Source organism: Pseudomonas sp. fls2-241-R2A-110 (genome assembly GCF_030209165.1).
Classification (GTDB): Bacteria; Pseudomonadota; Gammaproteobacteria; order Pseudomonadales; family Pseudomonadaceae; genus Aquipseudomonas.
The window spans coordinates 131,146-148,578 of record NZ_JARVSN010000023.1; the positions used below are offsets into that span (position 1 = coordinate 131,146).

Below are 17,433 nucleotides of genomic sequence, written 5' to 3' on the forward strand. Positions count from 1 at the left end.
TCATTTACCCATCGATACGCTCTTGGAGCGTAGTGCCTCGATGGTTTCGATCAACTCCTCGTAGGACACCGGTTTTCCAACGTGCTGGTCAAAGCCCGATTGCCGGGATTTTGTAATGTCGCTGTGGGCGCCGTAGCCCGTCAGCGCAATGGCCGGCACATCCTTTGCGAGCGGTAGCTGGCGTAACGCGCTCATCAGTTCGTGACCGTTCATGACCGGCATGCCAAGGTCCGAAATGATGAGGTCGAAATGCATGCTTTTCGCTGCATCCAGAGCCTCCACCGGGCGGTCGAACGCGATGACTTCGGCATCCTCCATTTCCAGCAGCACCTTCAAGGTTTCCAGCACATCGGCGGAGTCATCGACCAGCAGAATGGTTAAACCGCTCAGCCTGCCGGTAGCCTCGTCGTGCTGCGCGGCGGGGTGAGCCTCGCCATCTGTGCCGGCCATCGGCAGGCAAACACTGAACGTACAGCCGGCGCCCAGCCCAGGCGAGCTGACTTCGACCGTACCATGCTGTGCTTCTGTCAATTGGCGCACCAGCGACAGGCCAATGCCCAGTCCCTCCCGGTGGTGTGAAGCGTGCTGCTTTTCGGCCTGCCCGAACAGATCGAACACATGCTCGAGGTTTTCAACGGCGATGCCAGTGCCGTTGTCTTTGACGTCCAGTCGCACCTTGTCGCCGTCCTGGCTGGCGATCAGTTGCACGCGACCTGTTGGCGGGGTGAATTTCAGTGCGTTATTCACCAGGTTCCAGATGATCTGCTCCAGGCGCGTCGGGTCGGCGTGAACCATTAAAGGCTGCGCAGGCACATGAAGCTCGACCGTGGTTTCGTGCTGTTCGTTGAGGACGACCGTATGAATGTCGCGCAGCACGCTGACCAGATCCACGGTGACCGGTTGCAGCTTGAGTTTGCCGGTACGCACCCGTGCGACATCCAGCAGATCGTCGATGATCCGCGCCTGGCTGTTGACGGCATCACAGATCGTGTTGACGGCCTTGGCGGCCGGGGCCACCGACTTGGTCACCGGCAACCGGCGCAGAAGTTCGGCGTTGAGCTGGATCAGGTTCAAGGGATGCTTGAGTTCATGGGACATGACCGCGAAGAACTCATCCTTGAGGTAGCTGGTGTTGCGAGTCTCGGCCAGTGCCTGGCTTTGCTCTTCGTGCTGGCGCTTGTGGCCGGTCAGGTCACGGGCGATTTTCACGTAGCCACGCAGATTGTCGCCGGTGAGTAGCGTCACCTCACCGCTGCAATAGAAGCGGCTGCCGTCCTTGCGCACGTACCAGCGTTCATCTTCGCTGCGGCCTTGGGTGCGGACCTTCTGCAGCTCGGCGTTGGGGGTGCCGGAGTCGCGGTCTTCTTCGGAGAAAATAAAGTCGTAATGGGCGCCTTCGGCTTCCGCCTTGCTGTAGCCAAAAATCAACTCGGCGCCTTTGTTCCAGCTGGTGATCACACCTTGTTCATCGAGGGTGATGATCGCGTAATCGCGGGTGCTTTCAGCCACCAGGCGCATGCGTTCTTCGCCCAGGCGCAACTCTTCTTCGGCGGCGCGGCGCTTGGTGATGTCGATGAAAGTCAGCACCGTGCCGTCGATGTGGTCTTCGCTGGAGCGGTAAGGCAGAAGACGGGCGATGTACCAGCGATTGTCGGTGCTGCTGATTTCACGTTCGATCATGTTCAACGATTCGAAGACCAGTGCGGCATCTTTGGCCAGGTCGTCGTATTGCAGGCGATGGGTGATATCGAGCAAGGACCGCCCGGTATCCACCGGCAACATGCTGAAAATGTCCGTGGCGCGCGGCGTGAACCATTTGATCCGCATGCTGCGGTCGACAAACACCGTGGCGATGTCGGTCGAGGCGATCAGGTTGGTCAGGTAGTCATTGATCTTGTCGGTTTCTTCAACTTTGGTTTTAAGCTCGTAGTTGACCGTCAACAACTCTTCGTTGATCGACTGCAGTTCTTCCTTGCTGGTTTCCAGCTCTTCGGTGGCCGAGCGCAGTTCTTCGTTGATCGCCTGCATTTCTTCGTTGGAAGCCTTGAGCTCTTCGCTGGAGACTTCCGATTGCTCAATGGTGTCCTGCAAATGCAATTTGGTGCGTTGCAGTTCGCGTTCAAGGTTGGAAAGGACCTGGCTTTCGGTTTGCAGCAGGGTCGTTGCTTCCTGCTCTGAAGGGTCGATTTCGGACTCTTCGAAAATCACCAGGACAAATTCGCCTTCCGACTCGTCGTCCTTATAAGGCTGCGCCAGCAGGTCGATCCTGTAGCGTCGATTGTCGCGCGTGATGGGCACCGCGCGGGACTTGACCGCCAAGCCGCTCTGTTGGACCTGGAACAGCGTGGTGCGGATTTCCAGGCGCAACTCGGGAAGGATCAGCGTCAGCAGATTGCGTGACAATTCACCGCCCACATGGCGCAGGAAGCGTCCGGCGCTTTCGCTCATGTGCAGGATGTCGGCGTTGGCATCGACAATCATGCTCGGTGGCGCGGTTCGTTCCAGGGCGCGCTGGTGAATGTCACTGAAGGACAGCTTGCGCTGCACCGCGTTTTGCGGGGTCTCGCGGGAAACATTGGTGCGCATGTAACCACCACGCGGCATGGTCGGGGTACGACGGCTGCTGGCGGTACCGGTTTTGGCGCGGAAGATCCGGTTGCGCTTGTCCACCGGGGCGAACAGCTCGTGGCACGCGTCCGCACTTTCTGAAGAACCCAAAAACAGAAAACCGCCCGGACGCAGCGCAAAGTGGAACATCTGCAGAATTTCGCGTTGCACTTCGCGATCCAGATAGATCAACAGGTTTCGGCAAACGATCAGGTCGATTTGCGAGAAGGGCGGATCGGACAACAGGCTGTGTTTGGCAAACAGGACTTTTTCGCGCAGTTCCTTGCGAATCCGGTAGTGGTCGTCTTCCTTGACGAAATAATGCCGCAGTCGCGTTGGCGGCACGTCGGTCACGATCGCTTGCGGATACAGGCCCGCGCGACCAATGCTGATGGCACGTTCATCGATGTCGGTGGCGAACAATTGCAACCTGGCTTTGCTGGAGTCGAGTTGCAACTGGTCGCTGAGCAGCATCGCCAGGCTGTAGGCTTCCTCGCCCGTGGAGCAGCCCGCCGACCAGACGCGGATTTCTTCTTTCTCGGGGTGCGCCGACACGGCCGCGCTAACCAGTTGCGGCAGCACATCGCGTTCCAGGGCCTCGAATGCTTCGCGATCGCGGAAGAAATTGGTCACGCCGATCAGCATGTCGCCCAGCAGGGCCTTGGTTTCTTCGGGGTTGTTTTGCAGGTAGCGGTAATAGGCCGCGAGGTCAGGTTGGGCCGTAACCTGCATCCGGCGCTCAATACGCCGTAGCACGGTTGCGCGCTTGTAATGCTTGAAGTCGTGACCGGTGCCGGTGCGCAACTGGATCAGGATGTCATGCAGCAATTGCTCGGCGATCGCCGCGTCTCGCTCGGACACGGACGCGAAGGATTGCAGTTCCGGGTCGTTGGCGGTGGGCAAGCTGATTTCCTGCGAGTTGTGCCACAACTCCAGCAGCTTCTGCGGCATTTCCACCACTGGCAATACCAGGTCAACCATGCCCGTCTCGATGGCGGCGCGGGGCATGCTGTCGAACTGGGCATCTTCCGGCACCTGCGCCATGGTGATCCCGCCGTGTTCCTTGATGCGCGACAAACCGACCGCACCATCGGAGCCGCTGCCCGACAGCACCAGACAGAACGCGTGCTCGCGGTGCACTTCGGCCAGGTCGCGGAAGAACAGGTCTATGGAGGCGTGTCGGCCCTCCTTCGGATCGTTGTTGCTGACCTCCAGCACACCGTCGCTCATCGTCAACCGTTGAGCCGGGGAAATGACGTAGATGTGGTTTTTCTCGATCGGCACCGTTTCAATGACTTGCAGCACCGGCATCCGGGTCGATTCCTGGATGATCCTGTCCGCGATGCTCTGGTGGTCGGGCGACAGGTGAAGAATGATCACGAACGCCATGCCGTTGTCGTGTGGCATGTTTTCGAAAAACAATTTGATGGCTTGCAGTCCTCCCGCCGATGCGCCAATGCCGACCACCGGAAAGTCCAGGGTGCTGGGACTCAAGGCTTTTCGCTTGGGAGCGTTGGCCGAGTCTGGGGGAGTGCTGGTCATTTCTGCTGCCTTAGCCGGCGATAGGGGCGTTGAAATCAAATAGGGCTGAACGGGCTTTAATAAAGCAGGATAATCCCGTTTTTCAATAGCGCCTTCAAATATTTAGAGGCGCTTGGCTGGCACGAGTTCTCAAGTGAATGGCACTGCTGGCCGATAACCCGATCGGTCATGGTCTTCTCCTTAAACTGCCTGGAAATCTTCGATGCTGTCGTATCACCAAAAGCGTTTTCTGATCGTCGATGATTTCTCGGACTTTCGCAGTTCCGTCAGGTCCATGTTGCGTGAATTAGGGGTCAAGGACGTCGACACCGCGGACACCGGTGAACAGGCACTGCGCATGTGCTCGCAGAAGGCCTACGACTTTATCCTGCAGGATTTTCACCTCGGCGATGGAAAGAAAAACGGTCAGCAGGTGCTCGAAGACTTGATGGTCGAGAAGCTGATCAGCCATGAAAGTGTGTTTGTCATGGTCACCGCCGAAACCAGCCAGGCGATGGTGCTCAGTGCGCTGGAGCATGAACCCGACGCTTACCTGACCAAGCCGTTCAACCGGTCGGGTCTTGCGCAGCGCCTGGAGCGTCTGGAGCAACGCAAGAACCTGCTCAAGCCGATTCTGCAAGCACTTGATCGCGGCAAGCCGATGGAAGTGCTTAACGCCTGTATCGAGCTGTGCAAGAAGGACATCCGTTATTCGCCGCTGTGTCTGCGTTATCGCGCGGACGCGTTGCGTGACTTGAATCAGAACGAAGCGCTGGAACGCCTTTACGACGGCATCATCGCTGATCGGCCTTTGCCTTGGGCGTTTGCCGGGCTGGGCAAATTGCTGTTCAAGCGTGGTCAGGTCAGCCAGGCCAAAGGCGTCTACGAAAAAGCCTTGAAGGTGTTTCCGATGATGCCGGCGCTGTATGACGGCATGGCCGACGTGCTAGTGGCCGAAGGGGACAACAAGGGTGCACAGCGAGTGCTGGAAGAGGCCATTCGCCTGTCGCCGCTGGCGGTGCGCCGGCAAGCGCAGTTGGGCAAGCTGGCGATGGCCAACGAAGATTTTGAAACGGCGTCGAAGGCTTATCGCCAGGCCGTGTCCCAAGGCGCTCAGTCACGTTTCAAGGATGCCGAAAGCAACCTGGGCCTGGCCCACGCCTTGATCAGCAAAGGCAGCGAGAAAGGCCTGGATACCCGCACCCGGCTGGAGATCAACACGACGCTCAGCCAGGTGGCCAAGGAGAACCCGTCTGACCCGGGCCTGCAAATCCGTGCGCGGCTGATGAAAGCCACCAGCCTGCTGCTCAACGACGCGGAAACCGCGGAAAAGCTCACTGAGCAAGCAATGTTGCGCCTGGACGGCATGGAGCAGTTCATGAGCGCCGAAGCGGCGCTGCTGGTGGCCAAGCAGCTGCAAATGCTCGGGCAGGCCAATGCCGGTGCATCGATGTTGAAGAACTGTGCGGAAATCTACGGTGATGATCCCGTGGTGATGCAAGGGATCGCCAAATTGACCGATGACCCGACGATTCTGAATTCGGGCAACGTGGCTTCCGATCTCAATCGGCAAGGCGTGCAGGTGTACAAGACCGGCAACCTGGTCGAAGCCCGGGCGGTGTTTCGCAAAGCACTGGCCCTGCAACCGAAAAATATCAGTATCGCGCTGAACATGGCGCAGTCGTTGTTACACGGCACGGACACCAGCGTGCCTTCGCCCGAGCTTGAAGAGTGCCGGGCCTGCCTGAAACAGGTCGGCATGATGCCCGACACCGACGCGCGTTATCCGCGCTACCAGAAACTGAAAATCAAGGCGTTCAGCGGATGAGCCAAGAGTACCCTGCACTGGATTTCTCCACGGTGATTGCCTCCACCGTGCACGATATGAAGAATTCGCTGGCCATGCTGATGCAGGCCCACAGCCAATGGATGGGGCGCTTGCCCGATTCAGAGCGGCAGAGCCCGGAGCAGGGCGTCATCGAGTTCGAATTCGCTCACCTCAACGGCATGCTCGTGCAGTTGCTGGGGCTGTACAAGCTGGGCGTCAATCAGATGCCGTTGCAGCCGGCCTACCATGAGCTGGATGATTTTATCGAAGCGCAGCTGGCCGCCCATCAAGAAGTGTTCGCCAGTCGCGGCATTATCGCGACTTATGAGGTCGACCCGCTGTGTCCCTTGGGGTTCTTCGACCGTGAGCTGGTTGCCTCGGTGCTGGCCAACACCATCAACAACGCCATTCGTTACGCGCGCCAGTCGCTGCTGATCAGTGTCAGCGACGAGGCCGGTCAGTTGATGTTGACCATCAATGACGATGGCGACGGCTATCCCGTCGAGATGATCGAGCGTCAGGCCGACTATGTGCAGGGCATCAATCACAGCAGCGGCAGCACGGGCCTGGGCTTGTATTTCGCCGGCCGGATCGCCGCCTTGCATCAGCGCAATGGCGTGGAGGGGCGCACCCGGATCAGCAACGGGGGCCCGTTGGGCGGCGGCGTGTTCAGCCTCTATCTGCCCTGACGTTTCTTTTTGTGTGCGCTGCTTGAAATTCCGAACGGGCGGAGCCTATTTTGTACGGGTCGCCGTTCGCGGCTTGCACCACTACAAAGGATTGCGTCATGACAACCGATGGCCAGCGTTCACTCGCGCAGCGATTGACCGGCATTGACGAGATTGAATGTGTCACGCCGGACTTGAACGGCGTACCGCGCGGCAAAGTAATGACCGCCGAGGGGTTCCTTGAAGGGCGGCGTTTGCAGATGGCGCGGGGTGTGCTGCTGCAATGCATCATGGGCGGCTATCCGCCGGCACGTTTTTACGGCAGCGATGACGGTGACCTGGCGCTGGTGCCTGATCCGGCGCAGATCCATCGCCTGCCCTGGAGCAATCCACCACGGGCGTTGGCCATTTGCGACGCCGACGAACTGACCGGCGAACACTCGAACCTGTCGACCCGTGGCCAACTCAAGGCGGTCATCGCGCGTTACGCGGCCCTGGGCCTGGCGCCAGTGGTGGCGACCGAGGTGGAATTTTTCGTCTTTGCCCCCAATCCCGATGCGACCCAGCCATTCCAGCCGCCGCTGGGCCTGGACGGTCGACGCGAAGACGGTCATTCGGCGTTCAGCGTGAGTTCCAACAACGGTTTGCGGCCATTCTTCAGTGACGTCTACGATTGCATGGCGGCCTTGGGCCTGCCACGCGACACCTTCATGCACGAAATGGGCGTCAGCCAGTTCGAAATCAACTTGCTGCACGGTGATCCGTTGCTGCTGGCCGACCAGACCTTGCTGTTCAAGCATCTGCTCAAAGAAGTCGCGCTCAAGCATGGCCTGACCGTCGTCTGCATGGCCAAACCCCTGGCGCACACGCCGGGCAGTTCGATGCACATTCACCAGAGCATCGTCGAGATTGGCAGCGGACGTAATGTGTTCAGCGACGAGGCCGGGCAGCCGACCGCTACCTTCCGTCATTTCATCGGCGGTCAGCAGGCCTGCATGGCGGACTTCACCGCGCTGTTTGCGCCGAACGTGAACTCCTATCAGCGCTTGTGCCATCCCTACGCATCGCCGAATAATGCCTGCTGGTCCCACGACAACCGGGCCGCCGGGTTGCGCATTCCCGCCAGTTCGCCGGCCGCTCGTCGGGTCGAGAACCGCCTGCCGGGCGCCGATGCCAATCCGTACCTGGCGATCGCTGCCAGCCTTGCCGCCGGTTTGCATGGTATTGAAAACGAACTGGAGCCGAGCGAGGCGATCCAGGGCGAATTCCAAGTGCCGGATAATCTTTCGTTGCCGTGTACCTTGCATGCCGCTCTTGAACGTCTGAAACGTAGCCAATTGGCGAAGGAACTGTTTGGCAATGAGTTCATCGAAGGCTACGTCGCTTCGAAGACCATGGAGTTGACCAGCTTCTTCGATGAAATTACGCCCTGGGAGCGCCGTGTCCTGGCTGCTCAGGCCTGACGATCCATCGTCTACGGTCTATCTTTTCGGATAGCCCGACTCTCACTGCAAGGAGCCGCTCGGAACGCCGATGCGCCAAATCTGGAAACCTTTTCGAGCGCTTTATTTTGCCTCGCTGATGATGTTGATCGGCTCTGGCTTGCTGAGTACGTACCTGGGCTTGCGCCTGGCGGCCGATCACGTCGACAGCCTGTGGGTCGGTGCGTTGATGGCGGCCAACTATTTTGGCCTGGTGCTGGGCGGCAAGATCGGCCACCGGCTGATTGCCCGGGTCGGCCACATTCGAGCCTATTCGGCCTGCGCCGGGATTGTCGGCGCGGCGGTGCTCGGCCACGGCCTGATCGACTGGCTGCCAGCCTGGATATTCCTGCGGATCATCGTTGGCCTGGGCATGATGTGCCAGTACATGGTCATTGAAAGCTGGCTCAATGAGCAGGCCGAAGCTTCGCAGCGTGGCACGGTGTTCAGCGGCTACATGATCGCCTCCTACCTTGGGCTGGTGCTGGGTCAGCTGATTCTGGTCATGCACCCGGCGCTGGGCCTTGAGCTGCTGATGCTGGTCGCCTTGTGCTTCGCGCTGTGCCTGGTGCCGGTGGCCCTGACACGCCGGATTCACCCGGCACCATTGCATCCGGCGCCAATGGAACCGCGGTTCTTCATCAAGCGCGTGCCGCAGTCGTTGAGTACGGTGCTGGGGGCGGGGCTGATCATTGGCTCGTTCTACGGTCTGGCACCGCTGTATGCCTCGCAGCAAGGGTTGTCCACCGAACAGGTCGGTCTGTTCATGGGTAGCTGTATTTTTGCCGGGCTGCTGGTGCAGTGGCCGTTGGGCTGGCTGTCCGACCGTTATGACCGGGCGTTGTTGATCCGCTGCTTTGCGGTGGTGCTGGCCCTGACGGCGTTGCCGCTGGCCATCATGCAGCAGGTGCCGCTGGAAATTTTGTTTGTCGCCGGGTTCTTCTGTTCGCTGGTGATGTTCTGCCTGTATCCGCTGGCGGTGGCGTTCTCCAATGACCATGTCGAAGGTGATCGTCGTGTCTCCCTTACCGCGATGTTGCTGGTGACCTACGGCGTTGGCGCCAGTATCGGGCCGTTGGTGGCCGGTGTACTGATGAAGCTGTTTGGCAGCCACATGCTCTACGCCTTCTTCAGTTTCTTTGCGTTGGTGCTGGTGTGGCGCATCCGCCCCAAAGCGGTCACCAACCTGCATCAGGTCGACGATGCGCCGCTGCATCACGTGGCCATGCCGGACAGCATGTCCAGTTCGCCGCTGGTGGCGTGCCTCGATCCGCGTGTCGATGAGCAGGTGGTGCAAGACCAGATGCAGAGCCCGATCAGCCCTGAACCGGAGCCTGAACCGGAAACGGAACCGCAGGCGGATCCGCCACCTGAAGATCCGGACGCGGGCCGCGAGCAAAGTTTTACCGAGGCCAGGCCATAGACCAAGGCATAAAAAAACGGGCAGTCACCGCAAGGGACTGCCCGTTTTTTTGTTGAAGCGTCGTATTACATGTCGTCTTTGTCGAAACGTCGTGCTTCGCGTTGAAGCTGATAGACGAAACGCTCGACTTGCCGCTGCACCAGTCCGCTCATGTTATGAAAGCGAACACCGGCGAAGGTGGTGGAGATCTTTTCTTCGAAGTGCAGGTAACGCAGCTCGACGGGGGCGGTCATGTTGCCGAAGGGCAGGGCGGCGACGAAGCGGTCATAGACCTGGCCCAGTTGCAGGCTGCTGGTGATGTCGCCTTCAAAGCGCAGCTTGCAGCCGGTGGCTGAGATGTCCAGCAACTTGCCACCCAGGGATGACTTGAGTTTGTCACCGCCCAGTTCGACGCTGACCAGTTGCGCCAGTTTCAATGCTGCACGGAACGCATTGCGGCGCTGGTGATAGACCACTTCAGCGGGCAGCGGGCCACGATAGCAGCGAGTATCGCCGGACTCATCGATGGACAGCGCGCCATTGCTTTCCCAGGCGATGCGCACACCGTCGTGGAAGCCTTCAACCTTGAACGGTTCTCCGGCCAGCAGAAAACGTTCTCCGTCACGCGGGATCATTTCATCCAGTGCGATCATATTTTTGTCGCGATCAATGTCCACCAGATAGCTCTGGAAGCGCTGGGTGCGCTCATGGAACGTGATGATCAGCGGGTCATGGCTGTCCTGAAGCTGGCGCAGGTTGCTGGAGATTTCCAGAGGTGTAGTAAGCACCTTGGGTGGCTGCGGGGCGTCTTCCGCGCTTTGGGTATTGAACACGGTTAATCAATCTCCAGGCAAAAAATGACTACGGCGAGCCAGCATTTTGCCAGCATGTTTCGTGTCTTGATAGGGCGTGTCGATGCAAAGGCTCAAGCCTGACTGAGCGGGCGCGGCTTCGCAAGCTTGGCGGTGGATCCGCGGGCATCATAAAGCGCGGGTGGTTCGCCACCGGTGAGGATTTTCAGCTGATTGGCCGTGGCGGCCTGCTGGACCAGAATGGACTGGCCGTTACTGGCGTTCGCAGCCTGGCACTGAGCCAGGAGGTCTGTCAGTACATCGCTCTGTGTCAGCAACTGTTCGCTAATGCTGGAATGGCTGGCGAGCTGCTCAAGCCCCGTGCGATCGAGCGGCAGGTTGAGGCTGGCGAGGATTTCACTGCGCTTGCGGCCATGCTGGTCAAGCAAAACGATCAGTGCCTGTTTCTGCGCGAGAATATCTTCGAGCAGTTGCATGTCGCGGCCATGCAAAGCGAGGGACTCGGTTTGCAGTAACTCCAGCAAGTGTTGCGCCGGGGCAAAGTCGTCGATGATCAGTTGCAGTAAATTAGTATCGTGCATGGCTGGCCTTGGGGTTTAAGCGTCCAAAAGCCTGGCGCAGGCAATGGCCTAGCGCTGGGCTTCGAAGTTGAGCAGTTTGCTGGCTACACGGTTGCTGTCGACTTTATAGCTGCCATCGGCGATTGCTGCTTTCAACTCTGCCACGCGGGCGTTGTCGACGGCAGGCTGATCGCGCAGCTTGTCAGTGACCTTCTGCAACTGTTGAGCCTCATTGCTGAGGTGTACCGATTCCCCGCTTGTGACGGTACTGGCCTGTTCGGCCGGGGTATTCAGCGGCGCGGATTTGCCGGCTTCGGCGGTTTCCTTCGCGGCGCTGGTACGCGTACTGCCGGTAAGTGGCGAGGAGCTGTTTAAACGGCTGAAATCGATGACCATGATAAAAAACCTCTGGGTATTTGGACGCTTGCCATGTTTTCGGCTCTCCCTGCAAAAACTTTAGGCTCATTTATCAATGAGCGTGCAAGTGCCAGTGCTTTTCCTGCCTGGTGCACAGTTTAGGGAACCGCCGGGCAACGCGCCATCTCTTCACCCATAGAGCCAGAGATATCTACATAGCCACTTCCACTTGGCCTGGCGCGATCACCTGCGCCTTGATGACCCGGTTGGAATTAAGGTTTTTCACTCGAATCTGTTCACGCAAACCCCCGTTGGACAGCGCTTCGCCGGGCATGCGCACACTGAGCGTACCACTGCGCGCCGTAATCACCACCTGATCGCCTTTGCTAATGACTTCCGCCTGTTCCAGGTGGACCAGTGTCAGAACCTGATCGGCGACCGTTGGTCGGGTAAGTTTTTGTCCAATGGCTTGATCCAGCGCGGTGAAATAACCCTGGTTGATCAGACTGATGTCGCGTTCACGCAGCATCACGTCGCTGGGTTCGATGATGCCGGCGCGCTTGAGCGGCCGAGTGGTCGTGACAACGTCCCGAAACAGGCGGACTTGAGCGGGTACGAAGACGGTCCAGGGCGATGAGCTATCACAGCGAACCTTGACCGTGACCCGTCCGATCGGGGTCGCCGGGCTCTCCAAAGTGGCTGTCAATTCCTTGTCGCACATGGGCATATGCATACGTGGATCGAGCCGGTTGACTTCGATTTCGTAGCGGCCTTCGGTTTGACTGGTAGCCAAATAGTCTTCTACGGTGAATTCAAGAAAGCCCTGAGTGACGCCGATAAGCATGTCAGGCAAGGTAACCGCGTCAGCAAGGGCAGGGCTGCCAGCGTTGAACAGGCAAACGGCCGACATCGCACAAAGCAATTTGCGGTAGTTTGATGTCAGGCGTCGGAAAAATGTCGGTTCTGTGTTCATAAGAGTTAAAAAGCAAGCGCCGTGCCGTTTAGCAATGAATGGGCGTCGCAACACACTTAAGCGTTGGTGTAGGAGTTCTGTGCATGGCTGGTGTAATGGATTCGGTAAACCAGCGCACGCAACTGGTGGGGCAGAATCGCCTTGAGCTGTTGTTGTTCCGTCTTGACGGCCAGCAGCTGTATGGGATCAACGTGTTCAAGGTTCGTGAGGTGCTGCAATGCCCCAAGCTGACCCTGATGCCCAAGTCCAGTCCTGTCGTGTGCGGTGTAGCAAATATCCGAGGGGCGACCATTCCGATTCTTGATCTGGCAATGGCAACCGGCTCCGGCGCGCTTAAGGATCAGAGCAATCCGTTTGTGATCATCACGGAGTACAACACCAAGACCCAGGGTTTCCTGGTGCGCTCGGTGGAGCGCATCGTCAACATGAACTGGGAGGAAATTCATCCGCCTCCCAAGGGTACCGGGCGCGATCATTACCTGACCGCTGTGACTCGGGTCGACAATCAGCTAGTCGAAATCATCGACGTCGAGAAAGTACTGGCGGAAGTGGCGCCAACACCGGAAGCGATTTCGGTCGGCGTGGTGGATGTCGAAACCCAGCACAAAGCGTTGTCGCTGCGGGTCTTGACGGTCGATGACTCTTCGGTGGCGCGCAAGCAAGTGACGCGCTGCCTGCAAACGGTCGGCGTCGAAGTGGTGGCGTTGAACGACGGTCGGCAAGCGCTGGAATACCTGCGCAAGCTGGTCGACGAGGGCAAGAAGCCGGAAGAAGAGTTCCTGATGATGATTTCCGACATCGAGATGCCGGAAATGGACGGGTACACCCTCACCGCCGAGATCCGCGCCGACCCGCGCATGCAAAAGCTTCATATCATCCTGCATACTTCGTTGTCGGGCGTATTCAACCAGGCGATGGTCAAGAAAGTCGGTGCTGATGACTTCCTTGCCAAATTCCGTCCTGATGACCTGGCATCCCGGGTAGTCGACCGGATCAAAGCAGCAGATATCAGCTAGGGGCCTTTTGTCCCTGGCGGTTCAACACGATTTAAGAGGCGGTATCTTTGTCTACGGGTAATTTGGATTTCGAACAGTTCCGGGTATTCCTGGAAAAAGCCTGTGGCATTTTGCTCGGTGAAAACAAGCAGTACCTGGTCTCGAGCCGTCTCAACAAACTGATGGAACAGCAGGGTATCAAGTCGTTGGGTGAACTGGTCCAGCGCATTCAGACCCAGCCGCGCAGTGGTTTGCGCGAGATGGTGGTGGATGCCATGACCACCAACGAAACCCTGTGGTTTCGTGACACCTATCCGTTTGAAGTCTTGAAGAACAAGGTGCTGCCCGCAGCGATCAAGGCGGCCCCCGGCCAACGTCTGCGGATCTGGTCGGCGGCGTGCTCGTCGGGTCAGGAACCGTATTCGCTGTCGATGTCCATCGATGAGTTCGAGCGCGTCAACATGGGCCAGTTGAAAATGGGTGTGCAGATCGTTGCCACTGATTTGTCCGGCACCATGCTGACCAACTGCAAGACCGGCGAGTACGACAGCCTGGCCATTGGCCGTGGCCTGTCTCCCGAACGCCTTCAGCGTTATTTCGACCCCAAGGGGCCGGGACGCTGGGCAATCAAGGCGCCGATCAAGAGCCGCGTGGAGTTTCGCTCCTTCAACCTGCTCGACAGCTACGCGGCCCTGGGCAAGTTCGATATCGTGTTCTGCCGCAACGTGTTGATCTACTTTTCCGCCGAGGTGAAGAAAGACATCCTGTTGCGCATTCACAGCACGCTCAAGCCCGGCGGTTATCTGTTCCTCGGCGCTTCCGAAGCGCTGAACGGTTTGCCGGATCACTACCAGATGGTCCAGTGCAGCCCGGGGATCATTTACCAGGCGAAGTGATGGGGCGGTGGCACACATGAAAACGGGAGTCCTCAGGGGCTCCCGTTTTTTTTATGCCTGATGATTTCTCTGTAAGCACCACTAGACCTTGTGGGAGCGAGCTTGCTCGCGATAGCGGAGGGTCAGGCAGCGAAGATGTCGACTGATACGACGCCATCGCGAGCAAGCTCGCTCCCACAGGGGGAGGCGGTGTTCTGAAAATCGGTGACAAGCGGCAGAAAAGCGGCAGACGGCGGAAACCGGTTGCCGCTTTTCTGGCATTGCCGCCTTGCCACCGCCCCGCAAAGCCCCGGTTTACGGGCATTTTTGAATTGGCACGCCGCTTGCTAAGTCTCTGTTACGAAAATCAGGTCACCCGAAGGTTTCCCGACATGAGCATCAGCTTCGATAAAGCGCTCGGTATCCACGAACAAGCCTTGGGCTTTCGCGCCCAGCGTGCCGAAGTCCTGGCCAACAACATTGCCAACGCCGATACCCCGAACTACAAGGCTCGGGATCTGGAGTTCTCCAAAGTGCTCGCTGCACAGAACGAGAAAACCAACGGTGGCACCTTTGCCTTGAACATGACCAACAGCCGTCATATCGAAGCACAAGGCATGGGTAACGGCGACGAATCGCTGATGTATCGCACCCCGATGCAACCGTCGATCGACCAGAACACCGTGGACGCTCAACTGGAACAATCGAACTACGCGGAAAACGCGGTCGGCTTCCAGGCCAGCTTCACCCTGCTCAACAGCAAATTCAAAGGGCTGATGTCAGCCCTGCGCGGAGAGTAATTCATGTCTCTATCCAGTGTTTTCAACATTGCCGGTAGCGGCATGAGTGCCCAAACCACTCGCTTGAACACCGTGGCTTCGAACATCGCCAACGCCGAAACCGTTTCGTCGAGCATCGACCAGACCTATCGCGCGCGTCACCCGGTGTTCGCCACCATGTTCCAGGGCGGCCAGAGCGGCGGCAGTGATTCGCTGTTCCAGAACCAGGACGCGGCCGGTCAAGGCGTACAAGTGCTGGGTGTGGTTGAGGATCAGAGCAACCTTGAGGCGCGTTACGAGCCGAACCATCCGGCGGCCGACGCCAAGGGTTACGTCTATTACCCGAACGTCAACGTCGTGGAAGAAATGGCCGACATGATTTCCGCCAGTCGTTCGTTCCAGACCAACGCCGAAATGATGAACACCGCCAAAACCATGATGCAGAAGGTCCTGACCCTCGGTCAGTGATAAGGGGCGACTCAGATGAGTGTTACCGATTCCACCAGCAGCCTCAGCGTCAATGACATCCTGGCGAACTCTTCCGTCAAGTCCAGCAGCTCCACGTCGGGCGGCATTGCCTCCGCGACCAACAGCGCGACGGGCGGCAAAGCGTTGGGCAAGGATGCGTTCCTGCAATTGCTGGTAACCCAGCTCAAAAACCAGAACCCGTTGGATCCGCAGGACAACAGCGCGTTCGTCGCCCAGTTGGCGCAGTTCAGCAGCCTGGAAGGCATCACCACGCTCAACAGCACGGTCAGCTCGATTGCCGGCAACTACAGCTCTTCGCAAGCGTTGCAGGCGTCGTCCCTGGTCGGCCGTTCGGTGATCGTGCAGACCAACAATATCCAGGTCGATGATCCGACCAAGGCCGTCAACGGCTCGGTCAACCTGACGTCGTCCATCGCCAGCGGCACCGTGACCGTTGCCGACAGCACTGGCAAAACAATCAGAACCATCGATCTGGGCACCCGTGCAGTCGGCAGTTCCAGCTTCACATGGGATGGCAAGGACTCGAGCGGCAATCCCGTTCCGGTCGGTGCCTACACCATCAAGGCCAGCGCACCGGTCAACGGCACGGCAACGGACCTGGCGGTTTACCTGCCGGCCACCGTCAACAGCGTGACCCTGAGCCAGACCGGCGGCGAGCTGACGCTGAACCTCGCGGGCCTGGGCCCCGTCGCCCTGTCCAAAGTTCAAACCATTGGTATATAGAGCCGACTAACCCGGCACAAAGGAGTGGAATATGTCTTTCAATATCGGCCTTAGCGGTCTCTATGCAGCCAACAAACAACTGGACGTGACCGGTAACAACATCGCCAACGTCGCGACCACCGGTTTCAAATCCTCCCGCACTGAATTTGAAGACGTCTACTCGGCGACCAAACTCGGCAGCGGCGGCAAAGTGGTCGGCAGCGGCGTGCGCCTGGCCAACGTGTCCCAGCAGTTCACCCAGGGTGACATCAACAACACCGGTAACGTGCTGGACATGGGCATCAACGGTTCGGGTTTCTTCGCCTTGAGCAATAACGGTTCGGTGTCCTACACCCGTAACGGTACGTTCAAGGTCGACAAGGACGGTTTCATCACCAACACCGATTACACGTCCCGCCTGCAAGGCTACGGCGTGGATGCCAACGGCAAGATCATCAACGGCGTGTTGACTGATCTGAAACTGGACACCTCGAACCTGGCGCCGAAGTCCACTTCGGCCGTGGCATCGACGATCAACTTGAACTCGACGGCTCCGGTCATCGACGATACCGTTCCGGCGGGCAAGTTCGACCCGACACTGACGGCGACCTACACCAAGTCGTTCAGCACTCCGATCTATGACAGCCAGGGCAACCAGCACACCATGGATCAGTACATGGTGAAAACGGCTGGCAACACCTGGAAGGTTTATACCCTGGTCGACGGTCGTAACCCGGATGCTACCGGCAGCGACCCAAAAGTCACTGCCCCGGTCGCTTCGACACTGACGTTCGACTCTGGCGGCAAGTTGACTCAGGTGAGCACGCCTCCTGGAGTCATCAGCACTGACTTGAAGCTGAACAACTGGGTACCAGGCACCGTGACCAATGGCGTCTGGACAGCCAACGGTGCAGCTGCCAACCCGGCAGGCGTAACCATTTCGTTGGCCAAGACAACTCAGTACAACGCTGATACCGCCCGTTCCATCCCGACTCAGGACGGTTACGCCACTGGCCAGATCACCAACCTGACCATCGACGGCACCGGCACCCTGTTCGCCAACTTCAGCAACAACCAGAGCAAGGCCATCGGCCAGGTTGCGCTGGCCAGCTTCACTAACGAACAAGGCCTGCAAGCGATTGGCGGTACCAGCTGGAAAGAGACGTACGCCTCGGGTATCCCGGGCTATGACGCTCCGGAAACCGGGACCCTGGGCTCCATCCAGTCCAACTCCCTGGAAGAGTCCAACGTCAACCTGACCAACGAACTGGTCAACCTGATCAAGGCGCAGAGCAACTACCAGGCGAACGCCAAGACCATCTCCACCCAGAGCACCATCATGCAGACCATCATTCAGATGACCTGATGCGGGTTAGCTGAAAGC

Annotated in this window: 15 protein-coding genes; 10 read left to right on the top strand and 5 right to left on the bottom strand. The window is 58.6% G+C overall.

Annotated features, from left to right (window positions below; genetic code table 11):
* Positions 1-4,149 carry a CheR family methyltransferase gene (locus QRN31_RS19340; protein WP_285433840.1) on the bottom strand — a complete coding sequence of 1,383 codons (4,149 nt, stop codon included), beginning with the start codon at positions 4,147-4,149 and terminating at the stop codon, positions 1-3.
* Positions 4,150-4,351: 202 nt separating this feature from the next.
* Here QRN31_RS19340 and QRN31_RS19345 point away from each other — a divergent pair, with 202 nt between their 5' ends.
* From QRN31_RS19345 to QRN31_RS19360, 4 genes are all read left to right on the top strand, one after another.
* On the top strand, positions 4,352-5,956 hold the full coding sequence (locus tag QRN31_RS19345) for a tetratricopeptide repeat-containing response regulator (RefSeq protein ID WP_285433841.1): 1,605 nt from the start codon (positions 4,352-4,354) through the stop codon (positions 5,954-5,956).
* Positions 5,953-6,645, top strand: a complete 693-nt coding sequence (locus QRN31_RS19350) for a sensor histidine kinase (protein WP_285433843.1) — start codon at positions 5,953-5,955, stop codon at positions 6,643-6,645. Before QRN31_RS19345 ends, QRN31_RS19350 begins: the two co-directional genes overlap by 4 nt.
* A gap of 200 nt (positions 6,646-6,845) precedes the next feature.
* Positions 6,846-8,087, top strand: coding sequence for a glutamine synthetase family protein (locus QRN31_RS19355; protein WP_285433939.1), 1,242 nt, complete (start codon positions 6,846-6,848; stop codon positions 8,085-8,087).
* 70 nt (positions 8,088-8,157) lie between these two features.
* Complete coding sequence (locus tag QRN31_RS19360) at positions 8,158-9,528, top strand: MFS transporter (protein ID WP_285433844.1); 1,371 nt, start codon at positions 8,158-8,160, stop codon at positions 9,526-9,528.
* Between the two features lie 65 nt (positions 9,529-9,593).
* On the opposite strand, the gene QRN31_RS19365 is transcribed toward QRN31_RS19360, so the two are convergent.
* The 4 genes from QRN31_RS19365 to flgA all read right to left on the bottom strand — a co-directional run bounded on the left by QRN31_RS19365 (position 9,594) and on the right by flgA (position 12,209).
* Positions 9,594-10,340 (bottom strand): flagellar brake protein, encoded by a 747-nt coding sequence (locus QRN31_RS19365; protein ID WP_285433846.1) that lies wholly within the window; start codon positions 10,338-10,340, stop codon positions 9,594-9,596.
* A 92-nt stretch (positions 10,341-10,432) separates the two neighbouring features.
* Positions 10,433-10,900, bottom strand: coding sequence for a flagella synthesis protein FlgN (locus tag QRN31_RS19370; RefSeq protein ID WP_285433849.1), 468 nt, complete (start codon positions 10,898-10,900; stop codon positions 10,433-10,435).
* Between the two features lie 48 nt (positions 10,901-10,948).
* A complete protein-coding gene (gene flgM / locus QRN31_RS19375) occupies positions 10,949-11,275 on the bottom strand; it encodes a flagellar biosynthesis anti-sigma factor FlgM (RefSeq protein ID WP_090187018.1) in 327 nt (108 codons plus the stop codon).
* Positions 11,276-11,447: 172 nt separating this feature from the next.
* The gene (gene flgA / locus QRN31_RS19380; protein WP_285433940.1) at positions 11,448-12,209 is read right to left on the bottom strand and encodes a flagellar basal body P-ring formation chaperone FlgA; all 762 of its coding nucleotides are present in this window, start codon (positions 12,207-12,209) and stop codon (positions 11,448-11,450) included.
* 83 nt (positions 12,210-12,292) lie between these two features.
* Between flgA and QRN31_RS19385 the strand changes: the two genes are divergently transcribed.
* The 6 genes from QRN31_RS19385 (at position 12,293) to flgE (ending at position 17,415) form a co-directional block, all read left to right on the top strand.
* On the top strand, positions 12,293-13,225 hold the full coding sequence (locus QRN31_RS19385; RefSeq protein WP_208669481.1) for a chemotaxis protein CheV: 933 nt from the start codon (positions 12,293-12,295) through the stop codon (positions 13,223-13,225).
* Positions 13,226-13,272: 47 nt separating this feature from the next.
* Positions 13,273-14,100 carry a protein-glutamate O-methyltransferase CheR gene (gene cheR, locus QRN31_RS19390; protein WP_074879171.1) on the top strand — a complete coding sequence of 276 codons (828 nt, stop codon included), beginning with the start codon at positions 13,273-13,275 and terminating at the stop codon, positions 14,098-14,100.
* 371 nt (positions 14,101-14,471) lie between these two features.
* On the top strand, positions 14,472-14,879 hold the full coding sequence (gene flgB / locus QRN31_RS19395) for a flagellar basal body rod protein FlgB (RefSeq protein WP_285433853.1): 408 nt from the start codon (positions 14,472-14,474) through the stop codon (positions 14,877-14,879).
* Between the two features lie 3 nt (positions 14,880-14,882).
* Positions 14,883-15,326, top strand: coding sequence for a flagellar basal body rod protein FlgC (gene flgC / locus QRN31_RS19400; RefSeq protein ID WP_007937507.1), 444 nt, complete (start codon positions 14,883-14,885; stop codon positions 15,324-15,326).
* Between the two features lie 15 nt (positions 15,327-15,341).
* Positions 15,342-16,070, top strand: coding sequence for a flagellar hook assembly protein FlgD (gene flgD / locus QRN31_RS19405; RefSeq protein ID WP_259152970.1), 729 nt, complete (start codon positions 15,342-15,344; stop codon positions 16,068-16,070).
* A gap of 31 nt (positions 16,071-16,101) precedes the next feature.
* Positions 16,102-17,415, top strand: coding sequence for a flagellar hook protein FlgE (gene flgE, locus QRN31_RS19410; protein ID WP_285433857.1), 1,314 nt, complete (start codon positions 16,102-16,104; stop codon positions 17,413-17,415).
* Positions 17,416-17,433: the final 18 nt, after the last annotated feature.

Excerpts from the sequence above, each read along its gene's own strand:
- QRN31_RS19340 (WP_285433840.1), bottom strand. The coding sequence starts at position 4,149 with ATGACCAGCACTCCCCCAGACTCGGCCAACGCTCCCAAGCGAAAAGCC.
- QRN31_RS19345 (WP_285433841.1), top strand. The coding sequence starts at position 4,352 with ATGCTGTCGTATCACCAAAAGCGTTTTCTGATCGTCGATGATTTCTCG.
- QRN31_RS19350 (WP_285433843.1), top strand. The coding sequence starts at position 5,953 with ATGAGCCAAGAGTACCCTGCACTGGATTTCTCCACGGTGATTGCCTCC.
- QRN31_RS19355 (WP_285433939.1), top strand. The coding sequence starts at position 6,846 with ATGACCGCCGAGGGGTTCCTTGAAGGGCGGCGTTTGCAGATGGCGCGG.
- QRN31_RS19360 (WP_285433844.1), top strand. The coding sequence starts at position 8,158 with ATGCGCCAAATCTGGAAACCTTTTCGAGCGCTTTATTTTGCCTCGCTG.
- QRN31_RS19370 (WP_285433849.1), bottom strand. The coding sequence starts at position 10,900 with ATGCACGATACTAATTTACTGCAACTGATCATCGACGACTTTGCCCCG.
- flgM (WP_090187018.1), bottom strand. The coding sequence starts at position 11,275 with ATGGTCATCGATTTCAGCCGTTTAAACAGCTCCTCGCCACTTACCGGC.
- flgA (WP_285433940.1), bottom strand. The coding sequence starts at position 12,209 with ATGAACACAGAACCGACATTTTTCCGACGCCTGACATCAAACTACCGC.
- QRN31_RS19385 (WP_208669481.1), top strand. The coding sequence starts at position 12,293 with ATGGCTGGTGTAATGGATTCGGTAAACCAGCGCACGCAACTGGTGGGG.
- flgB (WP_285433853.1), top strand. The coding sequence starts at position 14,472 with ATGAGCATCAGCTTCGATAAAGCGCTCGGTATCCACGAACAAGCCTTG.
- flgC (WP_007937507.1), top strand. The coding sequence starts at position 14,883 with ATGTCTCTATCCAGTGTTTTCAACATTGCCGGTAGCGGCATGAGTGCC.
- flgD (WP_259152970.1), top strand. The coding sequence starts at position 15,342 with ATGAGTGTTACCGATTCCACCAGCAGCCTCAGCGTCAATGACATCCTG.
- flgE (WP_285433857.1), top strand. The coding sequence starts at position 16,102 with ATGTCTTTCAATATCGGCCTTAGCGGTCTCTATGCAGCCAACAAACAA.